Here is a 25,660-nt window from a genome sequence, read left to right on the forward strand (position 1 = left end):
ATGTCCCAGCCAGGCACGGCCTGGCTCTACCCGGATTGCAGACCATGAATCTTCCCAACGACCACATCGTCAAGAGTTACGACGAAGAACAGCAGCGCCTGGCGGCCGAGATCGTGCGCATGGGCGAGATGGCCGTCGCCCAGCTGGAGGCGTCCATGGACGTCATCGAGAAGCGCGACGAGAACGCCGCCCAGCGCATCATCGCCAACGACGAGGCCATCGACCAGCTTGAGCAGCAGATCAGCCACGACGTCATGCGACTGGCGCTGCGTGGGCCGATGGCGCGCGACCTGCGCGAGATCCTGGCCGGCCTGCGCATCCCGGCCGACATCGAACGCATCGGCGATTACGCCGCCAACGTGGCCAAGCGCTCGATCGCGCTGAGCAAGGTGCCACCACTGCCACAGATCCAGGGCCTGCGTGCGCTGGGCCGCCTGGCCGCCCAGCAGGTACGCCGCGCCATCGAAGCCTACCGCGACAACGACGCCGCCGCGGCGCTGGAACTGCGCGACGACGACGCCCGCCTGGACGCGCAGTACACCGCGCTGTTCCGCGAGCTGCTGACCTACATGATGGAAGACCCGCGCAACATCACCCCGTGCACCCACCTGCTGTTCATGGCCAAGAACCTGGAGCGCGTGGGCGACCATGCCACCAACATCGCCGAGAACGTCTGGTTCCTGGTGCATGGCGAGCAGGCGTTGCCGCCGCGCGAGAAGCGCGACGAGACCAGCAGTACCGATCACGTCTGAGCGCGTGCTTCAAACGCAGAAAGCACAAGCCGCTGCCTCCGGGTGGCGGTTTTTCTTTGTCTTTCTGTTGCGTTGCCATGATGGCAATCCCCCACACTTCACGAAACGTTGAATCCTGTGTGAGGATTCGATGAGTCGGGTCGGTCCACCATGGCCGCACCTGCTGCCCCCACGCAGCCATCCCGGGCCCCGGCCCATTCCAAGGAGATCCACCCGATGAGTACATCCACCCGTTCGCTGTCCCTGTTGGCGGCCACCGCGCTGGTCGCCGGCCTGGGCGCCACGGCCTCGGCATCCGCGCTGAGCATGACCGAGCTGGCCCAGGGCTACCTGGTGGCTGGCCAGGCCGCGACCAAGGCCACCGAGGGCAAGTGTGGCGAAGGCAAGTGTGGTGCGCACGGCACCAAGGCGGGCGAGAAGGCCGCGACTGCGGGCACCAAGGCAGCCGAGGGCAAGTGCGGGGAAGGCAAGTGCGGTGCCGACAAGGGCAAGACCGCCGACACCAAGCCCAAGGCCGCGGGCGACAAGAAGTCGGCCGAAGGCAAGTGCGGCGAAGGCAAGTGCGGTGCCAAGCACTGACGCCACTGCCCGCGGTCCGGACCGGTCGCCGCTGCCTGTCGCGGCGACCGGCCTGGGCTTGCGCCGGGCCCTGCTGCACGACCTGCGCGATGCGCCCGCCGGCGATGTCGACTTCCTCGAGTGCGCCCCGGAAAACTGGATCGGCATCGGCGGGCCGGCCGGCGACGCACTCGCCGAACTGGCCACGCGCTACCCGCTGACCTGCCATGGGCTGTCGCTCTCGCTGGGCAGCACCGCGCCGCTGGATACCGTGCTGCTGGAACAGGTAGGACGCTTCCTGGACCGGCACAACGTGCCGCTCTACAGCGAACACCTCAGCTACTGCAGCGATGAAGGCCACCTCTACGACCTCCTGCCGCTCCCCTTCACCGATGAGGCGGTACGGCACACCGCGACGCGCATCGCCCGCGTGCAGGACCTGCTCGGCAGGCGCATCGCGGTGGAAAACGTTTCCTATTACCTCGCCCCGGAACCGGCCATGGACGAACTGACGTTCACCAATGCGGTGCTGGCGGAGGCCGACTGCGACCTGCTGCTGGACGTCAACAACGTCTACGTCAACGCCTGCAACCACGGTTACGACGCCGACACCTTCATCGCCGGGCTTCCTGCCGCGCGCGTCGTCTGCCTGCATGTCGCCGGCCACCTGGACGAAGCCCCCGACCTGAAGATCGACACCCACGGCAGCGCGGTGATCGACCCGGTCTGGGACCTGCTCGCCCGCACCTATGCGCGCATCGGCGCGCGCCCGACCCTGCTGGAACGCGATTTCAATTTCCCCCCATACGCCGAACTGCGCGGCGAACTGCATACCATCCGCCGCCTGATGGCCGCCCATGCCGGAGCCGGGCATGACTGACGCCCCTTCGCACCTGCATACACAGCAGAGGGCGTTCACCGCGCACCTGCGCGACCCGGCCCATGTCGCCGCACCCGTCGGCCTGGACGCACGCCGGCTGGGGATCTACCAGCGGCTCGTGTTCAACAGCGTGCTGGGATTGCTTGGCACCGGTTTCCCGGTCTGCGTGCGACTGCTTGGCGAGGCGACGTGGGCCACGTTGATCCGCCAGTTCTTCGCCCGTCACCCGGCGCAGACCCCGTTGTTCACCGAACTGGCCGCCGAGTTCGTGCAGTGGCTGCAGCAGCAGCCCGCGCTGCCGCACCCGGCGCTGGCCGAACTGGCCCACTACGAGTGGGTGGAAACGGCCCTGTACCAGCTCGACGCGCAGCCCCTGCCACCCTCCCCCGGCCTGGACCCGATATCCGCGGCGCTGCAGCGCTCGCCGCTGGCCTGGCCGCTGCTCTATCACTGGCCGGTGCACCGGCTGGGTGCCGAGGATGCACCGCCGCATCCGGGCGCAGGTCCCACCGGGCTGCTGGTCCGGCGCGATCCTGACGGCCAGGTCCGCTTCGCCACGATCAGCCCGATGGCCGCGCAGCTGCTGGAGCAGATCGGCCAGCATCCCGGCCACAGCGGCGCCACCCACCTCCAGCAGCTCGCCCAGGCGAACGGCCTGGCGGTCGATGCGCTGCTCCTGCCCGGCGCCGCCCTGCTGCGCCAGTTCCATGGCAACGGGGTGATAGGCCCCGCCGCGCCCGTTTGCTGATCCCTCTCCAAAGGAATGTCCCCGATGAAGTCACCGTATCTGGTCGCACTGCGCGACCGGCTAGACCATGTTGCCCCGTGGTTCGCCCCGCTCGGCCTGCGCCTGCTGATGGGCTGGGAGTATTTCGAGTCGGGTCGCGAAAAACTGCGCGGCCAGAACTGGTTCGAGGACCTGCAGCAGGCCTTCCCGTTTCCGTTCGACCAGTTGCCGGCGGCCCTCAACTGGCATCTCGCCACCTGGTTCGAGCTGGTCGGCGCAGCCTGCCTGCTGCTCGGGCTGGGCACCCGCCTGGCGGCCAGCAGCCTGCTGGTGCTGACCGTGGTCGCCACCGCCGCCGTGCACTGGCCGATGCACTGGGAGGGCCTGGGCGAGCTGGCGATGGGCTATGCCATCACCGACCAGGGCTTCGGCAACTTCAAACTGCCGCTGCTGTTCATGGCCATGCTGCTGCCCCTGGCCCTGCAGGGCGCCGGCCCACTGAGCCTGGACCACCTGCTGCGCCGCCGCGCACGCACGCCTGCCCCGGCGTGAGCACGGGGGGGCGTACAAGACGCTCTGCTAAACTGGCGCAATGACTGACGACCTCCCCCGCTCCGACGCGCCGGCTGCTGCCGACGCACTGCCCGCTGCTGCACAGCGCTTGATGGCAACCCGCTTCCGTGGCTTCCTGCCGGTGGCGGTGGATGTGGAGACCGGCGGATTCGACTCTGATCGCCACGCGCTGCTGGAAATCGCCGCCGTTCCGATCGAGATGGACGAAAACGGCCTGCTCTATCCCGGGCAGACCGCCAGCGCCCACGTGGTGCCGGCCGAGGGGCTGGAGATCGATCCCAAGTCGCTGGAGATCACCGGCATCATCCTGGATCATCCGTTCCGACTGGCCAAGGTCGAGCGCGATGCGCTGGACCACATCTTCACCCCGATCCGCGCCGCGATGAAAAAGTACGGCTGCCAGCGCGCGATCCTGGTCGGGCACAACGCGCACTTCGACCTGGGCTTCGTCAACGCGGCGGTCAACCGCACCGGCCACAAGCGCAACCCGTTCCACCCCTTCAGCGTGTTCGACACCGTTACCCTGGGCGGTATCGCCTATGGCCAGACCGTGCTGGCGCGCGCGGCCACGGCGGCCGGCCTGGGCTGGGATGCCGATGAAGCGCACAGCGCGGTGTACGACACCGAACAGACCGCGAAACTGTTCTGCAAAGTCGCCAACAGCTGGCCGCGCTAGGCGCGCCCGGCGTTGCGCTGACGCGGCGGACAGCAGCCCGCACGAGCGGACAGGCCACGCATCGCGGGGCCGCTCGGGCTCAGCCGATGCTGGTCCTGTCCCGGCCTTCGCTTTTCGCGCGGTACAGCGCGCGGTCGGCGCGCTGGTAGAGCAGCATCGGGGTGCGATCGGCGGCATCGAGTTCGACCAGGCCGGCGCTGAAGGTGACCTTCAGGCCCGGAATCCCCGCCCAGTCCGGGTGATCATGGAACAGCCCGCGCAGGCGCGCGCAGACCTGCGCCGCTTCGTCCAGGCGGGTGTCGTTGAGTAGCAGCGCGAACTCCTCGCCGCCGGTCCGCGCCGGCATGTCCGAGTCGCGGCAGGCCGAGGCCAGCAGGCGCGCCACTTCGACCAGCACTACGTCGCCCACCGAGTGACTGTGCCGGTCGTTCACTTCCTTGAAGTGATCGATGTCCAGCACCACCAGGCACAGCGGGTGGCGGCTGCGCTGCGAACGGGCGAAGTCACGCGCCAGCGCTTCGTCGAAGGCACGCCGGTTCGGCAACCCGGTCAGCGCGTCTTCGCGCGCCTGCCGTTCGAACGCCTCGGCCTGCACCGCCAGGCGATCGGCCAGCTCGGTCTTCTCCTGATTCAGCGCCTGCAGGTTGACCGTCTGCGTCTGCAGATCCAGGGTGGCTTCCTTCACCATCCGCGCCAACCGCACGTTGCTGGTCTTGTAGCGGTTGATCAGATAGCGGTACAGCGCGACCAGGCCGGCCAGCAGCAGCAGCGCGGCGATCAGCTGCACGCTGTGGCGCTGCCACAGGAACGGCTCCACCGTGAACTCCCAGACCGCCTCGCTGTCACTCCAGACACCGCCGGGATGCGCGGCCGAGACGTGCAGCGTGTAATCGCCCGGCGGCAGGCCGATGAACTCCACGCTGCGCTGCTGGCCGCGTTCGATCCAGCCCTTGTCCAGGCCCTCCAGTCGGGTGCGGTAGCGGATGCGCTCGGAGAGCAGATAGCTCAGACCGACGTAGCTCACGCTCAGCCGGCGCCCGCCGGGAATCGAATTGTGATTGCTGCCCTGCCAATGCAGGGGCGCCCCATCGACCTGCACGTTCTCGATCACCGCCGGCGGCGCCAGGCGCTCGCGGAAGCGCTGCAGGCGCAGCGGATCGACCGTGCTCAGGCCGCCGGCGGTGACCACCCAGAAGGTGCCGTCCTGGCGCAGGATCGCCGATGGGCCGGAGCTGCCGTTGGCCTGCGAGTTGGCCATGCCGTCGATCTCGTTGTAATGCTCCACCTCCACCCGCGCCGCGCGACCATCGGCGACGGCGTTGAGCATCGTCATGTCGGTGCGCAGCACGCCGCGGTTGCTGCTGATCCAGACGTTGCCGACCCGGTCGGGCACCAGCTGGAACACCGTATCCACCGGCATGCCCTGCTCCAGGCCAACCCGCGCGAGCTGACCTTCCTGGTAGCGGTACAGGCCGCGATCGGTGCTGATCCACATCGCATCGCCGATCTGCTGGAACCCGAACACGCTGCGCCCGCCACCCAGCGGCTGCAGATCGATGGACTGCACCCGGCCCCCCCGCAGCACCCGGATGCCTTCGATGGTGCCGATCCACAACGCACCGTCGTCGTCGTGCGCCAGCGCGGTGATCAGCCCGCCGGGCATGCCCGGGATCGCCGGCTGCTCGGCCCTGCCTGCATCGATACGGACCACGCCCTTCTGCGTGCCGGCCCAGACCACGCCGTCGGGGTCGATGCTGATCGCACGGATGTTGCCGCCCGGCAGCCCTTCGGCCGTGCCGTAGCCACGCAGGCGCTGGCCCTGTTCGTTGATCCGGAAGATGCCGTCGCCGAAGGTGCCTACCCACAGCGTCCCCTCGCGGTCCTGGGCCAGGCTCAGCACCGAGGGGCTCTTGCCGACATTGTTGCGCAGCGGCACCGGGCTGAAGCGGCCCTGCGCGTCGCGCCGGTCCAGACCGCTGGCACTGCCGATCCAGAGTTGGCGCTGGCGATCCTCGAACACCGTCCGCACGTAGTCGCCGCTGAGTCCGTCGCGCTCGGTGAAGCTGCTGAACAGCGTTTCGCGCAGCCGGTACAGGCCGCCGTTGGCGCCGACCCAGATGCTGCCCTCGGCATCTTCGCGCAGGCTGACCACGCGCCCGCCTGGCAGTGAGAGCCCCGTCGGCAGCCGCTCCAGGCCGTGCCGCGACAACCGCAGCAGACCTTGATTCTCGGTGCCCAGCCACAGGTCGCCATGGCGGTCCTGCAGCATCGCAGTGATGTGGGTCACGCCGGGCAGGCGGTGCTGCAGCAGGGGCGCCCCGTCCTGCATGCGGTAGATGCGCTCGCCGGCCACTACCCACATCACCCCGTCGGGCCCCCGGTACGGCCAGACCAGGCCACGCCCCAGCCCCCAGCTGTCCGGCGCACGGCGCTGCACGCCGTCGTTATCGCGCACCACCAGCCCGTCCAAGGTGCCGACCCAGACCCGGTCCTGCGCATCCACCACCAGCTTGGTGAAACTCATCGCCATCGGCACGTCGGCCGGCGCTGGCTGGTAATCGATGACGCCATCCGGCCCCAGGCTGGCGATCCCCTTGCCTTCATACAGCAGCCACAGGCGTCCATGGCTGTCCATCTGCATCGCCTGGATCAGCACCTGCGGGGTGTCTGTACGGTGCTCCCAGACCTGCCAGCGGCCGTCCGTCCCGCGCCGGGTCACGTTGCCGCGCGAGTCACTGATCCACAGTGCGCCGCTGCGGTCCACCAGCAGCGCGCCCACGCCGTTGTCGCGCAGGCCCGGCGTGGTGCTGCGGTCGAACACGGTGAAATCCAGGCCGTTGTAACGGACCAGGCCCTCCCAGGTGGCGAACCACAGATGCCCTTCGGGGGTTTGCGCGATGTCGCGCAGGGAGTTGTGCGGCAGCCCGTTGCGCGAGGTCCAGACATCGACGGCGTAATCGCGCAGCGGCGGCGGGCCGTCCTGCGCCGACAGCGGCCAGGGCGCCGCGCACAGCAGCATCAGCCACAGCGCTGCGGCCTGCAGCGTCGGCAGGCCCGGGAACTTCAGTTGTACCGGCCGCCACCGGATCCTGCCCCCCCGATCGCTCATCCGTGTGGATCAGCCCTGGGAAGGCGCCGTGCGCATGGGGGGGACGGCCGTGCACCAGCGCGGAGGCTGGCAGAGTCGTACGCTCTCATGGGGGAGACGCTGGAAAGAGATGCCCATAGTAGGCAAATCCTTGCGTTTTGGGGGAGCCGGCGTCAGCTCCCGCGTGGTCCCGATGGCGCCCGCGCGGGCGACGTCCAGCGCACGATCGCCTCCAGCCCGCCCTCGGGATGGTTGCGCAGGTGCAGGGTCGCCCCGTCCTTTTCGGCCAAGGCGCGGGCGATGGTGAGCCCCAACCCGGCACCCCCGGTCTGGCGCGAGCGCGAGGTCTCCAGCCGCACGAACGGGTCGAACACCGCTTCCAGCTCGTCCTCGGCCAGGCCCGGGCCGCTGTCGCGGATGCGCACTTCAACGTCCTGCCCGACCTGCTTCACCCGCACGCGCGCGGTCTGGCCGTACATCACCGCGTTGTCGACCAGGTTGGAGAACAGGCGGTGCATGGCCAGCGGACGCAGCATCAGCACCGCCCCGCTCGGCTGTTCGAAATGGACATCGGCCCCGGCCTCGGCGGCATCTTCGACGATGCTCTCCAACAGCGAATCCAGGTCCAGCGCGGCGCGCTGCTCGGCACTTTCGGCGCTGCGGGCCAGCTCCAGGCCTTCACGGATCAGCGCCTGCATCGCACCGAGATCACCGATCAGGCGCTCGCGCAGCGCCTCGTCGGTGACGTTTTCCAGGCGCAGGCGCAGGCGGGTCACCGGCGTCTGCAGGTCGTGGGTGATCGCCGCCAGCATCTGGGTGCGCTCACCGAGGTGGCGCTGCAGGCGCTTCTGCATGGCGTTGAAGGCTTCGGCCGCCCGGCGCACCTCGAACGGCCCGGTCACCGGCATCGGCGCGCCCTGCAGGTCATCGCCCAACGCGGCGGCGGCATCGGCCAGGCGCTGCAGCGGTGCACTGGCCATCCGCGCCACGATATAGGCCAGGATCGCGATCGCCACCACCAGCAGGGTCAGGAACAGCGGGTCCACGGCGAGCACGCCGTTGTGCGCGACGGCCGGGGAATCCAGCGCCAGCCGCAGGGGCGTGCCGTCGGTCAGCTGCAGGGTCACCACGCGGCACTTGGGCGGAATGAACGCCGGGTCGCGCTCACGCGGCGGGTGTCGCATCTTGTCCTTGTCGCGCGGGGGGCGCGGCAGCAGCTCCGGCAGCCGCGGCAGGCAGGAGCGGAACGAGGTGAAGGCGACCTGGCTGCTCGCCACCGGCCCGGGACGGTCATCCAGGATCTCCATCAACGCCGCATCGGGCCGGCCGATGCGCGCGCCGTCCGGCAGTTGCCGCACACTCGGCCCGCCACTGGTCAGCAGGCGCTGGCGCAGTTCCGGATTGCCATCGAGCAGGTTCACGAACCCCTGCAGGCGATCCGCGATCCGGTTGAGGTTCTGCCGTTCGAATTCCTGTTGGCGCTTGGTGCTGGCCAGCATGGTCGCACCGATCGCCGCCACGCTCATGCCCAGCAGCAGGATGACGAACAGGCGCCCCACCATCGAGGAAAAGAAGTGGCGCAGGCGCTTCATTCCAGGCTGACTGCCGCAGCGAGTACGTAGCCTTCGTTGCGCACGGTCTTGATCAGCCCGTCGCTGCCGCCGTCATCGGCGAGCTTGTTGCGCAGGCGACTGACCTGCAGGTCGATCGCACGGTCCTGCGACTCGTAGTTGCGGCCGCTGCTCAGCGAAACCAGCTGCTCGCGCGAGAGCACCTTGTTGGCATGCCCGACGAACACCCGCAGCAGGCGGAACTCGGCGCCGGACAACACCACCACGCGCCCATCCGGATCGACCAGGTGGCGGTGTTCCAGGTCGAACACCCAGCTGGCGAAGCGCGCGCGGCGGATCGCCAGCGGCTCCAGGTTGGTCGGCAACGCTTCGGTACGACGCAGCACGTTGCGGATGCGCGCGAGCAGCTCGCGCGGCTCGAACGGCTTGGCCAGGTAATCGTCGGCGCCCATCTCCAGACCCAGCACGCGGTCGATCGGCTCGCTGCGTGCGGTCAACATGATCACCGGCGTGCTCGAGCGCGCGCGCAGGTCGCGGCACAGGGTCAGGCCGTCTTCGCGGGGCAGGTTGAGGTCGAGCACGATCAGGTCCACATGCTCGCGCTCCAGCACCTGGCGCATGCCGTGGCCATCACTGGCGGTGCTCACCAGGTAGCCGGCGCGGCCCAGCTGCTCGGCGAGCAGTTGGCGGATATCGTTGTCGTCATCGACGATCAGCAGTCTGTGCATGCTGTTGGCAGTCTCCATGCGGCGATCATCCCCTGTCGGGCGCTGAACCGCATCTCCTGGTTTGCGTACGTCTGTTTCAAAGGGCGATGCGGATACACAACGAAACGTGCCGTGCGCCGCAGAGATACATCTTGGTACACGGCGAGCATTGAGCCGGCGGTGAACGGTCTTCACAATGCTGACAACGCCGATGCACCGGCCTGCCGAGTTGACGATCATCGTGAAGCCCCGTTTGCCCAGAACCCGCCGTGCCCGCCTCCTGCTGCTGCTCGTGGTCCTCGTTCTGATCGCCGCGATTGTGGCATGGATGCTGCACAAGCCGGCCGCGCCCACGCTGGCGACCTCACCGGTCAGCCGCGGCGACATCGAACAGACCGTGGAAGCCACCGGCGTGATCGATGCCTACAAGCTGGTCAGCGTCGGTGCGCAGGCCTCGGGGCAGATCAAATCGCTGAAGGTCCAGCTCGGCGATACCGTCAAGGAAGGCGACCTGATCGCCGAGATCGACGCCACCACGCAGCAGAACCAGGTGCTCAACGCCCAGGCGTCGCTGGACCAGGTCAAGGCGCAGCGCGCAGTGCAGCAGGCCAGTCTGCGTGAAGCCGAGCTCGAGTTCGCCCGCCAGCAGCAGATGCTGGCCGCCGAGGCGACCTCGCGCGCCGAGTTCGATGCGGCCGACGCGAAGCTCAAGACCGCACGTGCCCAGATCCAATCGTTCGACGCGCAGATCACCGGCCGCGAAACCGAGCTGGGCACCGCCCGCGCCAACCTGGCCTATACCCGCATCACCGCACCCATGGACGGCACCGTGGTCGCGGTGGTCGCCGAGGAAGGCCGTACCGTGAACGCCAACCAGACCGCGCCGACCATCGTGATGCTGGCGCGGCTGGACCTGGTGACGGTGAATGCCGAAGTGTCCGAAGCCGACGTGGTCAAGATCAAGGCCGGCATGCCGGTGTATTTCACCACGCTGGGTGAGCCGGACCGCAAGTTCCACGCCACGCTGCGCCAGATCAACCCGGCACCGTCCTCGATCGCCAACGACAGCTCCAGCAGCTCCAGTTCGTCCAGCTCCAGCTCCAGCACCGCGGTCTACTACAACGCCTTGTTCGATGTGGAAAATCCCGATGGCACGCTGCGCATCGACATGACTGCCCAGGTCTCGGTGATGCTCAAGCAGGCCAAGGACGTGCTGATCATCCCCGCCGTCGCGCTCGGTCCGAAGACCCGTGACGGGCAGTACATGGTGCGCGTGGCCGATGCCGACGGCATGCCCGCGCCGCGCAAGGTCAAGATCGGCATCAACAACGGCGCCAATGCCGAAGTGCTGTCCGGCCTGGCAGAAGGCGACAAGGTCATCGTCGGCGAAGGCGGCGGTGCGCCGGGTGCCGGCGGCAACCGCGGCGGTGGCGGCGTGCGGATCAGCGGCCCCGGCATGGGTGGGCCGCGCCGATGAGCAGCACCGCCACGGGCACGCCGCTGCTGCGGCTGCGCGACCTGCGCCGGGAGTTCCCGGCGGGCGATGAAACCATCGCGGTGCTGCGCGACGTCAATCTGGACATCGCAGCGGGCGAGATGGTGGCCATCGTCGGCCAGTCCGGCTCCGGCAAGTCCACGCTGATGAACATCCTCGGCTGCCTGGACCGGCCCACGCGCGGCAGTTACCAGGTGGCCGGTCGCGAAACCGGCCGCATGCAGCCGGACGAACTGGCCGAGCTGCGCCGCGAGCATTTCGGCTTCATTTTCCAGCGCTACCACCTGCTCGGTGACCTGGACGCGCGCGGCAACGTGGCCGTACCCGCCGTGTATGCAGGCAGCCCCGGCCCGGTGCGCACCGCGCGCGCCGAACAACTGCTGCAGCGGCTCGGCCTGGGCGACCGCATGAACCACACCCCCGGCCAGCTCTCCGGCGGCCAGCAGCAGCGTGTGTCGATCGCGCGTGCGTTGATGAACGGCGGCGAAGTGATTCTGGCCGACGAACCGACCGGCGCACTGGACACGAAATCCGGCGAAGAAGTGATGGGCATCCTCGGCGAGCTGCATGCCGAAGGCCACACCATCATCATCGTGACCCATGATATGAGCGTGGCCGAACACGCCCAGCGCATCATCGAGATCCGCGACGGCGAGATCATCGCCGACCGTCTCAATCCGACTGCACCGCGCTACCGCGCGCAGCGCCAGCCGACCGTAGCGGCCGGCAAGGGCCACAGCTGGCGGGCCGCGCGCGACCGCTTCACCGAAGCGTTCCGCATGGCCCTGCTGGCGATGAACGCCCACCGCCTGCGCACCTTCCTGACCATGCTCGGCATCATCATCGGCATCGCCTCGGTGGTCTCGGTGGTAGCGATGGGCAATGGCTCCCAGCAGCAGATCCTGCAGAACATCAGCGCGCTGGGTACCAACACCATCGACGTCTATCCCGGCCGCGGTTTCGGCGACATGCGTTCGGCCCGGGTGCAGACGCTCAAGGCCAGCGATGCCGATGCACTGGGCCGCCAGAGCTACATCGACAGTGCCACGCCCAGCGTGTCCTCCTCGGTGACCGCGCGCTACCGCAATCAATCGGCCACCGCGCAGGTCAACGGCGTCGGCGAGCAGTTCTTCCGGGTCAAGGGCGTGACCCTGATCGCCGGCAGCTTCTTCGATACCGATGCGGTGCGCAGCCTGGCCCAGGTGGCCATCATCGATGAGAACACCCGCACCCAGTTCTTCCCGAATGGCGAAGACCCGGTCGGCCAGGTGATCCTGCTCGGCAACGTGCCGGTGCGCGTGGTCGGTGTCGCGCAGCGGCAGAGCTTCGGCTTCGGCGGCAGCACCAGCCTGAGCGTGTGGGTGCCCTACACCACGGTGATGTCGCGCATGCTCGGCCAGAGCCATGTTTCCAGCATCACCGTGCGCGTGGATGACACTACGCCGATGGATGCGGCACAGGCCGCCATTTCCAAGCTGCTGATCATGCGTCACGGCACCGAAGACTTCTTCCTCAGCAACAGCGCCGAGATCCGCCAGACCATCGAGCAGACCACCCGCACGATGACGCTGCTGATCAGCGCCATCGCCGCGATCGCGCTGCTGGTCGGTGGCATCGGCGTGATGAACATCATGCTGGTCTCGGTGACCGAGCGGACCCGCGAGATCGGCGTGCGCATGGCCGTCGGCGCGCGACAGAGCGATATCCGCCAGCAGTTCCTGATCGAAGCGGTGCTGGTCTGCCTGCTCGGCGGCCTGCTTGGCGTCGGCCTGTCGCTGGTGGTCGGCTGGCTGTTCGGCAAGTTCGCGCCGGACTTCCAGATGCTGTTCTCGACCGCATCCATCGTGGCCGCCTTCGCCTGCTCCAGCCTGATCGGCGTGGCGTTTGGTTTCCTGCCGGCCCGCAATGCCGCCCAACTTGATCCCGTGGAGGCGCTGGCGCGCGAATGAAGATTTCTCCTGCTCTGCTGCACCCCGCATCACTGCGTCCGCTGGCTCTGGCCTGCGTGACCGCGCTGGCCCTCTCTGGCTGCGTCAGCACCGGCGGCTACCCGGTCGAAGCGCCGACGGTGCCGGCCACCTATGGCCGTGGCGATGCCACCTTGAACGCCCCCACCGAGGTGGTCGGCGAACAACCGCATGCGGCATCGGCGGATGTCCGCGCCGATGCCTGGTGGACCCAGTTCGGCGACCCCGGCCTGGACCGCGTGATCGATCGTGCCCTGGCCGCCAACACCGATCTGGTCTCGGCCGGATTGGCCGTGCAGCGTGCGCGGTTGCAGGCCGGGTTGGCCGACAACGCCCTGTGGCCGCAGCCTTCGGGCAGCGTCGGCAGCAGCGGCAACCGCCCGATCGACCAGAGCGCGGACTGGAACCGCGGCAGCTCGGCCGGCGTGTCCCTGCAATGGGAGATCGACCTGTGGGGGCGCCTGCGCGCCCAGCGCGACATCGCCCAGTGGGAAGCCCAGGCCAGCCAGGAGGACCTGCAGAACACCGCGCTGCTGGTGATCAGCGACGTGGCCACGCAATACTGGACGCTGGCGTTCCTCAACCAGTCGATCGCCGCCGGCCAGGCCAACCTGGCGCGGCTGCAGCGTACCCGCGAGCTTGTCCAGGCGCGCTTCGATGCCGGTGCGGTATCGCGGCTGGAAGTGCGCCAGGCCGCGCAGAGCCTGGAAGCACAGCGTGCCGCGCAGAGTGCGCTGGAGCAGCAGCGCGTCGCCGCGCGCAATGCGCTGACCGTGCTGCTGGACGGGCAACCGCTGGCGATGGCCGACGAGCCGCAGCAGTTGCAGCGCGTCGGCAGCCCGGTGATCGCCGAAGGCCTGCCGGCCGATCTGCTCGGCCGACGCCCGGACCTGCGCGCCGCCGAGCTGCGCCTGCGCAACAGCCTGAAGACCATCAAGGTCACCGCGACCCAGTACTACCCGGCGCTGAGCCTGACCGGCAGCATCGGAACCGGTGCCACCTCGCTCTCGGACGTGCTGAAGAATCCGGTCGCCACCTTGGGCGCGGGGCTGTCGCTGCCGTTCCTCAACCTGCGCCAGGCCCAGTTGAATACCCGACTTGCCGGCACCGATTACCAGATCGCGGCGAATGGGTTCCGCCGCACGCTGTACACCGCGCTGTCGGAAGTGGACAACGCCTTGTCGGCGCGCACCCAGTTCGCCACGCAGGTCGCGGCCTCGCAGGCGTCCTATGACGAAGCGGTGGAGATCGAACGGATGTACGAGGTGCGCTACCGGGTCGGTGCGACCGATCTGCGGACCTGGCTGGAAGCGCAGCAGACCCGGCGCGATGCCGAGCTGTCGCTGGCATCCGTGCGTCAACGACAGCTGATCAACGATGTGACGTTGTTCAAGGCGCTGGGGGGAAGCGCGGGCTGATCGCCCGCGCCAGGTGCATCACGGGTAGAGCCTGTGCGCGGCTTACAGCCCGCGCTGACGCACTGCTTCGAACAGGCTCACGCCGGTGGCGACGGAAACGTTGAGGCTCTCGATATCGCCCGGCATCGGAATCTTGACCAGGCCATCGCAGTTTTCACGGGTCAGGCGGCGCAGGCCGTCGGCTTCGCCGCCCAGCACCAGCGCCACGTTGCCCTTCAGGTCGATCGCGTACAGCGATTCGGTGGCTTCGCCGGCCAGGCCGTAGATCCACACGCCCTGCTTCTGCAGGTCCTTCAGGCAGCGCGAGAGGTTGGTCACCTGCACCACCGGGATGCGGTCGGCCGCGCCGGCCGAGGTCTTGCGCACGGTCGCGTTGACCGACGCCGACTTGTCCTTGGGAATGATCACCGCCGTGGCACCGGCCGCAGCCGCGCTGCGCAGGCAGGCGCCGAGATTGTGCGGGTCCTGCACTTCATCCAGGATCAGCAGCAGGGCCTTGCCCTCGGCCGCTTCGACCAGCCCTTCCAGCTCGTTCTCGCCCCAGGTCCGTGCGGCCTGGTAGCGCGCGGCCACGCCCTGGTGACGCACCGAACCGCCCACACCGTCCAGCGCCTGGGTGTTCACCTTGCGCACGTCGATGCCCTTGCGGCGTGCGTTTTCCTCGATCTCGGTCAGACGCGGATTCTTCGCACCGGCCTCGATGAGGACCTCGCGGACGTTCTCGGCATCATTCTCGATCGAAGAGGCGACGGCGTTGACGCCGACGATCCACTGGCTTTGCTTGCTCATTGCGGGGGGCGGGACCGGTAAAGGGGTTGGTAATGGTAGAGCATCGAGGCCCACCCTGCCCTGCCGGGCGTTCACGGGGGGCGTTCACGGGGGTGCCGCCACCGCCGGCCTTCAGCCCGGCGGCCAGTCCGTGGTGTCGTGGTCCGGGTGCTGGCGGGAGACGATATGCAGCAGGAAGTCCCCGGCCGCCGTGTCCTCCTCGCTGCGCAGCGCGCTGAGCGAGCCCAGCGTATCCACGAACGGCAGCTTGGCCTCGATGCCGTACTGGATCGTCGGCGGCAGACGGGCCGGCTCGTCGAACGCACCGGCCGCGACCGCCACGCCGTCCGGCGCTTCATAGGTCAACGGGGTGCCGCAGTCGGCGCAGAAGCCGCGCTGGACCAGGTTGGACGACGCGAAACGCCGGGGTTCGCCGCGGGTCCAGCGGAAATCGCTGCCGCGCACCGATACCAGGGAGGCGTAATACGCGCCGAAGGCCTTCTGGCACATCCGGCAATGGCAGATCGAACTGTGGGTCAGCTCACCGACCACATGGAAGCGATCGCGCCGCACTGGCAGCCGCCGCTGTACTCGGGGAAGGACTGCATGGGATCGCTCCGACGGGGTCCGTGGGAAACAACATGCCCGACCGCCGGGGCGGGTAGACGATGTGCCGACCAACGGTCGGCACATACCGCGTACCGGCCGTGGGCCGGTACGCGACGATCAGTACTTCTGCTTCTGACGCTTGGCCGGCTGGCCGCGCGGCGGCAGCTCGGGCAGCGCATCGTCCTTCTCTTCGACCAGGCGGAAGTCGATCTTGCGCTCTTCCATGCTGGCCTTGAGCACCAGGATCCGCACCCGGTCACCGAGACGGTAGATCTTGCCGCGACGCTCACCGTTGAGCGTCTTGCGTACCGCGTCGAACTGGTAATAGTCGTGCGGCAGCTGGGTCACGTGGACCAGGCCGTTGACCTTGGACTCATCCAGCTCCACGAACAGGCCGAAGCTGGTCACGCCACTGATCACGCCGTCGAACTGACCACCGACGTGCTTTTCCATCCACGCGGCGCGGTAACGCTCGTCGACTTCGCGCTCGGCTTCGTCGGCACGGCGCGCACGCTCGGAGCACTGCAGGGCCAAGGCGGCCATCTCACGCGGCGAGTAGGTGAACTTCTCCGGCGCGGCCCCGCTGAGCGCGTGCTTGATCGCACGGTGCACCAGCAGATCGGGGTAGCGACGGATCGGCGAGGTGAAGTGGGCGTACGCGTCCAGCGCCAGGCCGAAGTGGCCCAGGTTGTCGGGCGAATACACGGCCAGGCTCTGGCTGCGCAGCAGCACCGATTCCAGCAGCGCCGCGTCGGGGCGATCGCGCACCTTCTTGAGCAGCTTGGTGAAATCGGCCGGCTGCACCTTCGACCACGGCGGCAGGCTCAGCTTGAATTCCTTGAGGAACTCGAGCAGATCGGCGTACTTGGATTCCGGCGGGCGCTCATGGTCGCGGAACGGCGCCGGCACCTGCTTGGCCAGCAGGTAGCGTGCGGCCTGCACGTTGGCCGCGATCATGCATTCTTCGATCAGCTTGTGCGCATCGTTGCGCACCATCATCCCGGCCTGGGTGACTTCGCCGGTGTTGTCCAGCACGAAGCGCACTTCGGAGGTTTCGAATTCGATCGCACCGCGACGGGTACGGGCCTTGGCCAGCACGTGATACAGCTGGTACAGGCGGTCGACCTGCGGCATCAGCGGACCGATCGCCTTGCGCGCGGCCGGGTCGTTCTCGCCCACCGCTTCCCAGACCTGGTTGTAGGTCAGGCGCGCGTGCGAGTTCATCACCGCTTCGTAGAAGCGCGAATGGATGACTTCGCCTTCGCGGTTCACCTGCATGTCGCAGACGAAGCACATGCGGTCGACCTTGGGCATCAGCGAGCAGATGCCGTTGGACAGCGTTTCCGGCAGCATCGGCACCACGAACCCGGGGAAGTAGACCGAGGTCGCGCGCTTCTGCGCTTCATCATCCAGCGGCGTACCGGGACGCACGTAATTGGAGACGTCGGCGATCGCCACGACCAGGCGGAAGCCTTCGGCATTCGGTTCGCAGTAGACCGCGTCGTCGAAGTCCTTGGCATCCTCGCCATCGATGGTGACCAGCGGCGTGTTGCGCAGATCTTCGCGGTGGCCGATCTGTTCCGGGGTGACCACCATCGGCACGGCGGTGGCTTCCGCCAGCACGTCGGCCGGGAACTCGAACGGCAGTTCGTGGCCGTGGATGGCGGTTTCCACCACCAGCGACGCGGTCAGCTTGTCGCCGAGCACGGCGATGATGCGGCCGATCGGCGGACGACGGGTGTCCGGTGCCTGGGTCAGCTCGCAGACCACCAGCTGGCCGTCGCGGGCATCGCCGGTCTGGTCGGGCGGAATCTGCACATTGCGCTGCACGCGCTTGTCGTCGGGCACTACGTAATTGATGCCGAACTCGACGCTGAAGCGGCCGATCAGGCGGCTCATGCCACGCTCGAGCACGCGCGAAATGCTGGCCTCGCGGCGACCACGACGATCGATGCCGGTCACGTTGACCAGCACGCGGTCGCCATGCAGCACCTTGCGCATTTCGAACGGCGGCAGGAACAGGTCGTCACCGCCTTCGACCGGGCGCAGGAAGCCGAACCCTTCCGGGTTGGCGATCACCACGCCGGTGATCAGGTTGACGGCCTGCAGCGGCGCGAAACCGCCACGGCGGTTCTGCACCAGCTGGCCGTCACGGCACATCGCACCCAGGCGCTTGCCCAGGGCATCGGCACGGTCCGGCTCGGTCAGGCCGAGATGGATGGCGATCTCGTCGGCGGTCTGCGGGCCATCGCAGCGGTCGAGCAGCTGCAGGATCGCCTCACGGCTGGCGATCGGCTGCGCATAGCGCTCGGCCTCGCGGGCGGCGAACGGATCCACCTGCACTTCACCATCCAGCGGAGCCGGATGCGGGCGGCGGCGCGTCGGGATCGGCCCGGCGTGCGCGGGCTTGGCGCCCCGCTTGTTGCCGCGCGGCGGCTCAGGGGTGTTCAGGGATTCGGGCATCCAGGGGGGCAGCTTGCCGGCTTTCTTGGCGGCAGCGCGGGGGTTGCCCGACGGACCGGCGGCCTTCTTGGGCGCCGGGGACTTGGGGGCTTTCGCGCCCTGGGTCGGTTTCTTTGGTTTCATTGACCTCAATAGTAACCGCTACGCGTGTGCAGAATCGGTCAGCGGCACTCCTGTGCAGGATTGTGAAGAAATTTCACAAAACCGTTGACAAGCTTCCCGGACATGCCCAGAATTCTCCCCCTGAGTCGCCCAGGTGGCGGAATTGGTAGACGCACTAGCTTCAGGTGCTAGCGGGGGCAACTTCGTGGAGGTTCGAGTCCTCTCCTGGGCACCATGACTCGGAAAATGATCAAACCCGCGCAAGCGGGTTTTTTCGTTTCTACCGTCCGGGACGCGCCACGCACGATTCGCGCGTCACTGTCGTCGATGACGCTGCATCGCGCGACGACCAGAATTGCCTGCGACATCCTGTTGACACATTCGCGGTTATCCCGCAGAATTCTCCTCCTGAGTCGCCCAGATGGCGGAATTGGTAGACGCACTAGCTTCAGGTGCTAGCGGGGGCAACTTCGTGGAGGTTCGAGTCCTCTTCTGGGCACCATGACTCAGTAAATGATCAAACCCGCGCAAGCGGGTTTTTTCGTTTCTGCGGTTGGCTGCCAGGTCCCCGGCAACCGCCATGATGCGCGTGGTCTGCGATGCGATGACGCGGCAGCCCGGCGATCGAAATTTTTCGCGGAATGCGGTTGACACATTCGCGCTTCTCCCGCAGAATTCCCCTCCTGAGTCGCCCAGATGGCGGAATTGGTAGACGCACTAGCTTCAGGTGCTAGCGGGGGCAACTTCGTGGAGGTTCGAGTCCTCTTCTGGGCACCATGACTCAGCAAATGATCAAACCCGCGCAAGCGGGTTTTTTCATGTCCGTACCTGCAGGATTCCGACGTTGCAGTCAGCGTCGGCAACCGCCTCTTGGCTGCAGCCGCAGTCGGACCAGTTCCACCACGCAGAGTGCCCCCGACAGAGCCAGCGCCGTAATCAATGAAGGCAGCCCTGCGCCCCGGAAGCCGATGAAGTCCAGTGCGGGAGGAATGCCCTCGGCGACGACCGCATATACCGCGAGCAGGCAACTGGCGAAACCCAGCGTCGGCCTGCGCGCGCGGCGCCCACACAGGACCACGCACAAAGCGATGCAGAGCAGACCAGCCTCCACGGTGGCCAGTCGCAATCCCCCCGCCTGGACGACAGGCAGCATCGCCACCGCCGCAGGCAACATCAGTCCGAGCGCAGGGACCAACAGCCCACGCAAGCCATACAATGCCGGCTGACACGCGTCCATGCCCCCCAATGCGCGGATCTCGTGCTCTCCATCCCTGGCGGCGCCTGCCAGCACCGATGCCAGGGCAAGCAGCACGGCCATGGGTATACCGGCGCTGCCCAGGCAGCTCAACAGTGCGGCACCCGCCAGAACCCACCCCCATCGAGACCGGCGCCGATACCACTGGGCGAGCTGCCACGCAGCCCCACACACACCAACGTCGCCGGCTGCCTGCACCGGCGGCACTTGCTGTGCCAGCAGGGCTGCCGGGTGGCGTGCACGCGCGGACCGGCGCGGGCGCGCAATTGCCCGCACCCGCATCCACCGCCAACACAGCACAAACAGCGCCCCCGCAAGGACCAGCATTGCGCCAATCATGGACAGCCGGGAGCCGGCCAACCCCGCCATGCCGGCAAGCTGGTGCCACTCCACCGCGCCTACGCCCACACGCGTGGTGAAACCCAATGTCATCGGTCCTGTCCCGGACACGACATTGCTGATCATGCCGATGCCGAAGGCATCGAAGCTGTCCAGCATCGTCAGTTGGAGCAGAAGCAGCCATGCGCCGATCACGGCCACTACCCGCCCCAACCGGTTCATCGGCACCAGCGCGTCCAGCACGATCGCCACCACCAGCGCCACCGACACGACCACAGCACCAAGCAGCAGTGTCATGCCGACCACCGGCCAAGCCGGGAATCCGGCGTACTTGAAGTACGCAAGCACCACCATGGACAGGCACGACAGTAGTGCGAAGCACACCGCCATGCCAATGCCTCCGAGCAGGTTGCCTGCGACCCCCAGCATCGGCCTGAGCGGGGCACAATAAAGGATCCGGTACGCCCCTTGGACACGCTCGATCGCCGGCGCTCCGCCGATCATGAATACCAGGAACGGAAACAGAAATACGCCCCAGAGCACGGCCGCCAGCACCATCGCGGTATCGGCCGTCATCGATACCGCCTTGTCACCGGCGAGCAGGAGCGAATATCCCGCCTCCTGGCCTGGCACCAGCGCTGCACAGAACACCAGGATCAGGCCCGCGCTCAGCAGACTGCGGCGATCTCTGCAACGCGCACGGAACGTGCCGCAGGTCCAGACCCACAGCGAGGCCAACTGGAATCGCACCGTCATCGCGCTCATCGCCCCTGAAGCACAAGGCGATCACCTTCCAGGCGCAGCAACGCCGAGAGCCCGGCAGCGCAACTGGCGGGGAAATCATGATCGGTGAAGATAATGATGCGCTCAGCCGCCTCGGCAGCGAGGATCGCATACATGGCTTGGCGGGAAGCAGCATCCACACCAGCAGTAGGCTCATCCAGGATGCAGGCCCGGGTCGGCGCCTGCAACGCGTACGCAAAGCCCAGCCGCTGCAGCATGCCAACACTGTACTGCTCGCAGCGGCTGTGGGCATCGGCTACCAGCCCCACCCGCCCCAGCCAGTAGTGAGCAATCCGTTCGGCGGGGCGCCGTTCGATATCGCGCAAGCGCAGGAAGTGCACCAGCAGCTCGAGGCCTGTCATGTGCCCATAACAGGGAAAATTCTGTGGCATATAGGAAGCCACCGATAAAAACTGCCGTCGGCTGGTTGCCGAATTCCTGCCATCAACCGACACCGACCCGGAAATCGGGCGGCGCAATCCGAACATGCAGTCAAACAGCGTCGATTTGCCGCTGCCGTTGGATCCTTCCAGCAGATAGAGTCCGTCACCCAGCACCACGGTACCGGTGCGGACCACGCGGCCGCCGGCGTCGAACACCATGTCCTCGAAACGAAGTTCGCCCATCATCCTGCCACTGCCTCCGCGCCGAACGCCGGCAACGGACGTTTGCAACGCACCACCCGCGCAGCGCCGGGCTCGATCATCACCACCTGATCGGCACAATTGGCCATCGCCTCTGAATGGGTCACCGCCACCACGGTCACCTGCCCTTCCATTGCACCCAGCAACGCCAGTACACCAGCCTCCGAGTCGGCATCGAGCGACGCCGTTGCCTCGTCCAGCAACAACACCGACGGCCTGCGCACCAACGCACGGGCCAGCGCGATCCGCTGCTGCTGACCGCGCGACAGGTTACGAGCGCCTTCCGATACCTCATATTGCAAGGTTCTTCCGGGCCCGGTGAACTCGGTCAGGAGTGCCCGCGCAGCGGCATCCCGCACCTCGTCATCTGTGATATCCGACTGCCCGAAGCGGATGTTGTCGGCGATCGTTCCGGCAATGACGCAAGGATGCTGCGGGACGATCACCATCCCACCGGCTCCAGGGCGGGCGCCGACAGATACAACCCCCTCGGTAGGCCGGGTAACCCCGGCCAGCAACGAGGCCAGCGTACTCTTGCCCACTCCGCTCTTGCCGACGATCGCGGTGAAGGTACCCGGGGCCACCGAGAACGACAGGTCCCGCAACACCGGGCCACTGCTGCCGGGGAACTGGAAACCGACCCCGGCCACGTTGATCGCGCCAGGCACGACATCACTGCAGGAGTCGGCCTCACCGGCCGGCGCGAAGGCGGCGTCGGACAACAAGGGGTTGACCGTGAGCACCCCCGCAGCCCGTCTCAGTTTTCCGGCATTCCCGTTGAGCCGACCGGCGGCGCTGATGGCGATGTACATGAAGGCAAGAAGTGAGATCAGACTGGCACTACTGATCGAGCCTGCGGCCACCTTGCGCGCGCCTAACCAGACAATCGCCCCCAGCGACAGGGTGAATGCCACCTGCGCGATAGGGGTCGCCAACGCCATCAACCGCAAATTTCGACCAATGGCCTGGTTGGCCACCGACAACGACGCGGTGAAACGGCCCAGGAAGAAGTCCTGCGCCGCAAAGGCCTGAATGGCAAACAGCCCTGAGGACGCCTCGGTGAACACCGAGGTGTAGCGCGAACGCAGCTCCTGGATATGCAGTCCCCCCGCGGTCACCCTTCCATAGAGCGTCCACATGATCCAGGCATTGATGCCCATGAACGCCACGCAGGCCAGCGCCAAGGTGATGTCGATCACCGCTATCGCAGACAGCGCACCCACAAACAGCAGACTGTTACGCAGCGACACGATCAGATTGGTGGACAGTCCCGCCTGGATCACCGACACGTCTGAGATCAGGCGCGACACACTTCGCTCATGCGGGGTCAGCGAATCAAGTGGGTGCCGCATCAAGGCGTCGAAGAAACGCCGGCGCAGATCGAAGGCAATTCGTTCTGCGGCCACCAGCGAGGTGTAGGTAAAAACAGAGGCAAATACACCTTGCACCACCAGTAGTACGCCCAACAACGCAATCGAGGGCCATACCGCATCGATGGACGCCCCGACATTGGAAGTGTCGATTCTGGCTGCCACGCGACCGAGCAGCGCCGGCGCCAGCAGGATCGATACGCTTGCCAGCAGAATCAACAGAATCGACAACGCATAAAGGCGCCATTGTTGGCGAGCCAGCCGCACAAGCGGAAGATACGCGTTCATGCCGCTCCCCCCGAAGGCAGCGATCGCAGGCCCGCGTCCTGGACCGCGAGGGCGTGAACGGTGAATGGAAGATGGAACTGGCGATCCAGATCGTCGGGAATGACGTTTTTCTTGTTCAACATATTCACATGGCCGTAGCTGCCATTGGACCGCCGCTGCAATCGGATGAACGCCATGCCATCGTCCAGGTAGGCGGAACGACAACCGCAGCAGAGCAGCGCGCACAGCAGTGTGCAGGCGGTATCGAACCGGTACTTCCGCAGGTCGGACAAGGCAATCAACGCCAGGCAATCGGCGAGGTCCGGATCAAGCCTGTGCGGCTGGGCCATCAGTTCGTATGCATAGGCGATAAGCTGTGGAGAGGTCCATTGGAGAATCGCAACCGGATCCAGCGGCGGGGGTAGCTGCGGCGACACATCGGCAGAAGGCCCCGACAGCAGCGACTGGATGTACCGCGCACGTCCCGTGTGTGGGCCACGCACTCGCGCGAACTGTGCCGCAACTTCGTCGCGGGCGCGTGCAATGCCGGCCCAGCGAGACCGGGTGGGAAGCGCAGCAACTACCCGCAGCACCATCGCTGGATCCAGCTCGTCCAGGCTCGCGTCGAAGTCGGTACATAGACGCTGATCAAGCGCAGTCAGCGCCTGGCTGGACATCGTTGACGCTTCGCCGCCGATCCTTGGCGCCTGTCGCTCCAGGTATAGCAGGCCGAGCGTGGCCGAGAAGGACGATGCGATCAGTCGCGTGTCCTGCGAGACAGCGGATGCGTGCTTGAGAAGGTAGCCGGCGGTGGCATCTTCGTCCAACAGGGCGAAATCTAGAACTGGGTTCATGCACATTGCTCCGATTCGATGCATCTGACGCAGGCAATGCTTGCCTGCAGACGAAGCCCTTTCTCCGCCATCGCGGCGAACTCCTCGTCCTGGGGTCGCGCCGGGTGCAGGGCGATCAGCTGTCCGGTCGCTACCGCCTGATCCACATACTCGACCACTGCCGCGCCCGCTGCCGCGCGCAACGCGGGCGGTGCGCTCTGCATGCCGTCCAGCGAACCGAGTGTGGCCACCCACGCCACTGCCCCCTCCAGCAGAGACTCGTACAACATCACCGAAGCCCACCGCACCGGGAAGCAGCTGGCATCAACCAGCCGCTCCTGAACCAGCGCATCCAGCCTGACCAACGTCAGGATGTCGCCCTCCCCGTAGTAGCCATGCAACAGGCGCCTGTCCAGCAAAGTGCTGGCCAGCGCGCGCACGCTCCACGGGTCGGCAGGTTCGCCTCGCCCCAACGGTACTGCCAGGTTCGCATCCAACGAAAGTCGCGCCAGCGGACTCATTTCACAACGTGCAAGACAGCTGTGGAAGATGGCATCCACTGCACGGCGATCGGCGAAGTTGAAACCCGGCTGCGACGCCGCCAACCGCACCATCGCCGAGAGTGCCGAGGAATGGTCGCGCTTGGCCGATGCATAATCATGCAGCCGCCCGGCACGCAACAATGCCAGTGCGCGCCTGGCGACCTGGTCGCGGAGGCACGCCAGCACATTCGATCGCTCGGCCAGAATGAGATATTGCGCAACCACGCCGGCACTGGCCAGGGCGGATTCACATTGATTTTCCGCCAGCTCGTCAAACAATTCACGGGCCTGCGCCTCGCAGAGGTCGATCAATGACATGACGTCCATCCCCACTCCCCGCGCAGGCCAAGCAAAATGGAGACCACCAACGTGGTGTGATAGACCTCGAGAAATTTGGCGGTGCCGCCGGCAGCGCGGTCAATGGAACGGGCCGATGACGGCACACATCCGTCCGGCGCCATGCCTGCCAGTATCTTCGCCATCGCCGCGGCACAGAATCGCTGCTCGACACCGCGTAGTGGCAGGCGGCAGATTCGGATACAGATCAGCAGCTCACCGAGGACATCGTTGTTGTCACCGCGCAGCATCATGGTGACCAGGATCATCAAGGTCCGCTGCAGGCGCCCATCGACTACGCCCAACGTGCGCCGGTCCAGCTCGATCGCGCCCATATCGGTAAGATAGAAGAGTGCATGGGTAAGCGAGTAGATATCGTTGACCGTATAGCTGCATGGGTTCTTTCCCAGGCCGAATGCAGTCATCGCAAAGCCTGCGTCGAGCGCCGCAGGATCGCTCCCGGACACGACCTTGGACATCATGTAGTGGCAGTCCATATCCCGAAACGGAATACGCAGTACCGAATGAAAGTACCCGCTGCTGCGCGCGCGCCGGAACTGGGCAAAGAGCCCAGGCATCGGCACAGCATGCAGGGCGAACAGATCCATCGCCATGGCGACGCACACCGATGAAGAGGGGTCTTCGGCCATCAGCGCTTCCCACTCGAACCCGCACGCTGCCCGCAGGGTACGCTGTTCCAGCGCGATGAACTCCGGTGAAGCCAGCCCCTGCCGGTGCAGGATCAGAACGAGGAAAATCAGTTCGCACAGCGGCTTGGAGCGCCATGCCAATGTGTCCTTGTCCTCACGGTAGTGGTGCGCAGCAAAGTAAGGCTGGTAGTTTTCGATGTGCTGGAGGTGCCAGTCAAGCGTACGCGCCAGCCGGGTCGGCTCTCCCTGTTCAACCATGATGCTGTTCACTTCACGTCCCTGTTCAG

General features: G+C 66.8%; 20 protein-coding genes, 3 tRNA genes and 1 pseudogene. 12 read left to right on the forward strand and 12 right to left on the reverse strand.

The features are described 5' to 3' along the window. Window positions 1-44 precede the first annotated feature (44 nt). The 6 genes from phoU to rnt all read left to right on the forward strand — a co-directional run bounded on the left by phoU (window position 45) and on the right by rnt (window position 4,166). Window positions 45-752 (forward strand): phosphate signaling complex protein PhoU, encoded by a 708-nt coding sequence (gene phoU, locus HDC96_RS07260; RefSeq protein WP_179459338.1) that lies wholly within the window; start codon window positions 45-47, stop codon window positions 750-752. Window positions 753-968: 216 nt separating this feature from the next. Beyond that, window positions 969-1,331, forward strand: coding sequence for a hypothetical protein (locus HDC96_RS07265; RefSeq protein WP_179459339.1), 363 nt, complete (start codon window positions 969-971; stop codon window positions 1,329-1,331). After that, complete coding sequence (locus tag HDC96_RS07270) at window positions 1,318-2,190, forward strand: DUF692 domain-containing protein (protein ID WP_179459340.1); 873 nt, start codon at window positions 1,318-1,320, stop codon at window positions 2,188-2,190. Before HDC96_RS07265 ends, HDC96_RS07270 begins: the two co-directional genes overlap by 14 nt. Beyond that, complete coding sequence (locus HDC96_RS07275) at window positions 2,183-2,938, forward strand: putative DNA-binding domain-containing protein (RefSeq protein WP_179459341.1); 756 nt, start codon at window positions 2,183-2,185, stop codon at window positions 2,936-2,938. The genes HDC96_RS07270 and HDC96_RS07275 overlap by 8 nt, the downstream gene beginning before the upstream one ends. A 24-nt stretch (window positions 2,939-2,962) precedes the next feature. Then, window positions 2,963-3,469, forward strand: coding sequence for a DoxX family protein (locus tag HDC96_RS07280; RefSeq protein WP_179459342.1), 507 nt, complete (start codon window positions 2,963-2,965; stop codon window positions 3,467-3,469). A gap of 112 nt (window positions 3,470-3,581) precedes the next feature. Beyond that, the gene (gene rnt, locus HDC96_RS07285) at window positions 3,582-4,166 is read left to right on the forward strand and encodes a ribonuclease T (protein WP_176990127.1); all 585 of its coding nucleotides are present in this window, start codon (window positions 3,582-3,584) and stop codon (window positions 4,164-4,166) included. Between the two features lie 79 nt (window positions 4,167-4,245). Here the strand turns inward: rnt and HDC96_RS07290 are convergent, their stop codons facing one another. The 3 genes from HDC96_RS07290 to HDC96_RS07300 form a co-directional block, all read right to left on the reverse strand. Next, complete coding sequence (locus HDC96_RS07290; protein ID WP_179459645.1) at window positions 4,246-7,185, reverse strand: ligand-binding sensor domain-containing diguanylate cyclase; 2,940 nt, start codon at window positions 7,183-7,185, stop codon at window positions 4,246-4,248. A 242-nt stretch (window positions 7,186-7,427) separates the two neighbouring features. After that, a complete protein-coding gene (locus tag HDC96_RS07295) occupies window positions 7,428-8,846 on the reverse strand; it encodes an ATP-binding protein (protein WP_179459343.1) in 1,419 nt (472 codons plus the stop codon). Beyond that, on the reverse strand, window positions 8,843-9,571 hold the full coding sequence (locus tag HDC96_RS07300; RefSeq protein WP_179459344.1) for a response regulator transcription factor: 729 nt from the start codon (window positions 9,569-9,571) through the stop codon (window positions 8,843-8,845). The genes HDC96_RS07295 and HDC96_RS07300 overlap by 4 nt, the downstream gene beginning before the upstream one ends. Before the next feature lie 172 nt (window positions 9,572-9,743). Here HDC96_RS07300 and HDC96_RS07305 point away from each other — a divergent pair, with 172 nt between their 5' ends. The 3 genes from HDC96_RS07305 to HDC96_RS07315 are packed head-to-tail and all read left to right on the forward strand — an operon-like array spanning window position 9,744 to window position 14,412. After that, window positions 9,744-11,009: an efflux RND transporter periplasmic adaptor subunit gene (locus tag HDC96_RS07305; RefSeq protein ID WP_179459345.1), complete on the forward strand. Its 1,266-nt coding sequence runs from the start codon at window positions 9,744-9,746 to the stop codon at window positions 11,007-11,009. Further along, on the forward strand, window positions 11,006-12,976 hold the full coding sequence (locus HDC96_RS07310; RefSeq protein WP_179459346.1) for a MacB family efflux pump subunit: 1,971 nt from the start codon (window positions 11,006-11,008) through the stop codon (window positions 12,974-12,976). The genes HDC96_RS07305 and HDC96_RS07310 overlap by 4 nt, the downstream gene beginning before the upstream one ends. Beyond that, entirely contained in the window at window positions 12,973-14,412 is a 1,440-nt protein-coding gene (locus HDC96_RS07315) for a TolC family protein (protein ID WP_179459347.1), read from the forward strand. Before HDC96_RS07310 ends, HDC96_RS07315 begins: the two co-directional genes overlap by 4 nt. Window positions 14,413-14,454: 42 nt before the next feature. Here the strand turns inward: HDC96_RS07315 and rlmB are convergent, their stop codons facing one another. From rlmB to rnr, 3 genes and pseudogenes are all read right to left on the reverse strand, one after another. Further along, on the reverse strand, window positions 14,455-15,201 hold the full coding sequence (gene rlmB, locus HDC96_RS07320) for a 23S rRNA (guanosine(2251)-2'-O)-methyltransferase RlmB (protein ID WP_176989936.1): 747 nt from the start codon (window positions 15,199-15,201) through the stop codon (window positions 14,455-14,457). A 111-nt stretch (window positions 15,202-15,312) separates the two neighbouring features. Continuing rightward, window positions 15,313-15,788, reverse strand: a pseudogene (locus tag HDC96_RS07325) (GFA family protein). 118 nt (window positions 15,789-15,906) lie between these two features. Beyond that, window positions 15,907-18,375: a ribonuclease R gene (rnr, locus tag HDC96_RS07330; RefSeq protein ID WP_179459348.1), complete on the reverse strand. Its 2,469-nt coding sequence runs from the start codon at window positions 18,373-18,375 to the stop codon at window positions 15,907-15,909. Between the two features lie 127 nt (window positions 18,376-18,502). Between rnr and HDC96_RS07335 the strand changes: the two genes are divergently transcribed. The 3 genes from HDC96_RS07335 to HDC96_RS07345 all read left to right on the forward strand — a co-directional run bounded on the left by HDC96_RS07335 (window position 18,503) and on the right by HDC96_RS07345 (window position 19,131). Continuing rightward, window positions 18,503-18,589 (forward strand) — tRNA-Leu (locus HDC96_RS07335). A gap of 180 nt (window positions 18,590-18,769) precedes the next feature. Beyond that, window positions 18,770-18,856, forward strand: a tRNA-Leu gene (locus HDC96_RS07340). A gap of 188 nt (window positions 18,857-19,044) precedes the next feature. Further along, window positions 19,045-19,131: transfer RNA gene (locus HDC96_RS07345), tRNA-Leu, on the forward strand. 73 nt (window positions 19,132-19,204) lie between these two features. Here HDC96_RS07345 and HDC96_RS07350 read toward each other — a convergent pair. The 6 genes from HDC96_RS07350 to HDC96_RS07375 are packed head-to-tail and all read right to left on the reverse strand — an operon-like array spanning window position 19,205 to window position 25,643. Continuing rightward, a complete protein-coding gene (locus tag HDC96_RS07350; RefSeq protein WP_179459349.1) occupies window positions 19,205-20,713 on the reverse strand; it encodes a hypothetical protein in 1,509 nt (502 codons plus the stop codon). Beyond that, window positions 20,710-21,360: an ABC transporter ATP-binding protein gene (locus HDC96_RS07355; protein ID WP_179459350.1), complete on the reverse strand. Its 651-nt coding sequence runs from the start codon at window positions 21,358-21,360 to the stop codon at window positions 20,710-20,712. The genes HDC96_RS07350 and HDC96_RS07355 overlap by 4 nt, the downstream gene beginning before the upstream one ends. Further along, complete coding sequence (locus HDC96_RS07360; protein ID WP_179459351.1) at window positions 21,357-23,033, reverse strand: ABC transporter ATP-binding protein; 1,677 nt, start codon at window positions 23,031-23,033, stop codon at window positions 21,357-21,359. Before HDC96_RS07360 ends, HDC96_RS07355 begins: the two co-directional genes overlap by 4 nt. Beyond that, complete coding sequence (locus tag HDC96_RS07365; RefSeq protein WP_179459352.1) at window positions 23,030-23,866, reverse strand: hypothetical protein; 837 nt, start codon at window positions 23,864-23,866, stop codon at window positions 23,030-23,032. Before HDC96_RS07365 ends, HDC96_RS07360 begins: the two co-directional genes overlap by 4 nt. Continuing rightward, window positions 23,863-24,705 carry a hypothetical protein gene (locus HDC96_RS07370; protein ID WP_179459353.1) on the reverse strand — a complete coding sequence of 281 codons (843 nt, stop codon included), beginning with the start codon at window positions 24,703-24,705 and terminating at the stop codon, window positions 23,863-23,865. The genes HDC96_RS07365 and HDC96_RS07370 overlap by 4 nt, the downstream gene beginning before the upstream one ends. Further along, window positions 24,696-25,643 (reverse strand): hypothetical protein, encoded by a 948-nt coding sequence (locus tag HDC96_RS07375; protein ID WP_179459354.1) that lies wholly within the window; start codon window positions 25,641-25,643, stop codon window positions 24,696-24,698. Before HDC96_RS07375 ends, HDC96_RS07370 begins: the two co-directional genes overlap by 10 nt. Window positions 25,644-25,660: the final 17 nt, after the last annotated feature.

The organism is Stenotrophomonas sp. JAI102, assembly GCF_013409105.1.
GTDB lineage: Bacteria > Pseudomonadota > Gammaproteobacteria > Xanthomonadales > Xanthomonadaceae > Stenotrophomonas > Stenotrophomonas maltophilia_AA.